The 1,076-nt window shown below is 70.0% G+C and carries 1 protein-coding gene; it reads right to left on the bottom strand.

Annotated features, from left to right (window positions below; all coding sequences use genetic code 11):
* Positions 1 to 1,076 (bottom strand): DUF4832 domain-containing protein (locus AB0J00_RS21895; RefSeq protein WP_357749239.1); only part of this gene is annotated, 1,076 nt, incomplete at both ends.

The following is a 1,076-nucleotide window of genomic DNA, read 5'->3' as shown; positions in this document are numbered from 1 at the left end:
CCGACAGGCGGTACTCGAAGTTGGGCTGCAGGCCGGTCAGGGACTTCGACGTGGCCGTGCCGGCGGCCTCAGCGATCTTGTTGCCGTCGTGGTAGATGTCGTACGCGACGACGCCGACGTTGTCGGTCGAGGCGGTCCAGGACAGCGACACGGTCGTGTCGGTCACGCCGGCGACCGCGAGACTCGACGGTACCGACGGCGCCGCACAGTCGCCGGTGCACACCCCGGTCGTCGACATCGGGCCCAGGTCGACCCACCCGTCGGTGCCCTGGTTCGCGTTGGCGAAGGACAGCGGCAGGCGGGGCCGCCACTGGTCGATGACCCAGTCGGTGAGCCGGCTGGCGGCCGGGCGGGCCCGCAGGACGTCGGCGGTGACGGCCTCCAGGGGGTTGCGGACCTTCAGCACCAGGCTGTACGAGCCGGCCGGCACGCCGGCGGTGCTGAGGGTGGCGGAGAAGTTGACCGGGCGGCCGAAGTCGAGGTACGTGGGGTCGGCGCCCACGCCCCAGTCGGGGAACGCCCGGATCTTCAGGGGCTGCACCTGGCGCAGGTCCCAGCTGGTGTCCCAGGTCTTGACGATCGCGCCGGACGCGTCGCGCAGGCCGATGACGGTCGTCCACGGGTAGTAGAACGGCGCGACGCCGGTGTTCTGCATGGTGACGCCGACCTTGAACGTGCCGCCCGCGGTCGCGTTGAAGTTGGCCTGCGGGATGTGCAGGTTGTAGCCCATCTTGCGCACGCCCGCGGCGACGTTCGGGTCGCTGGTGCTGTAGCCGCCGGCGCCGGTCTGGTTGATCATCCACGTGATGTGGGTGAGCTCGGTCGCGGCGAGGACGTCGTCGACCTGGTTGTTCCCGCCGGGCCAGCCGGCGTAGAGGCTGCCCTGGATCTCCGGGCGGGCCTCGCCGCCGATGGACTGCGTGATCCAGCGGTTCTCGGTGCCGGTGTCGAGCTGGAGCTGCAGGAACGCGTCGTCCCAGCCGTTCATCGACTTCGGCAGCGTCATTCCCTTGAGCTGGCCGTTGCGCCATTCCTTGTACGGCCACGAGTCGTCGTGGAAGCCGATGTTCGCGGTC

It is taken from the genome of Modestobacter sp. NPDC049651 (assembly GCF_040659695.1).
In the GTDB taxonomy this organism is placed as follows: Bacteria; Actinomycetota; Actinomycetes; order Mycobacteriales; family Geodermatophilaceae; genus Modestobacter.
This window is presented reverse-complemented; position numbering and strand designations above follow the sequence as displayed.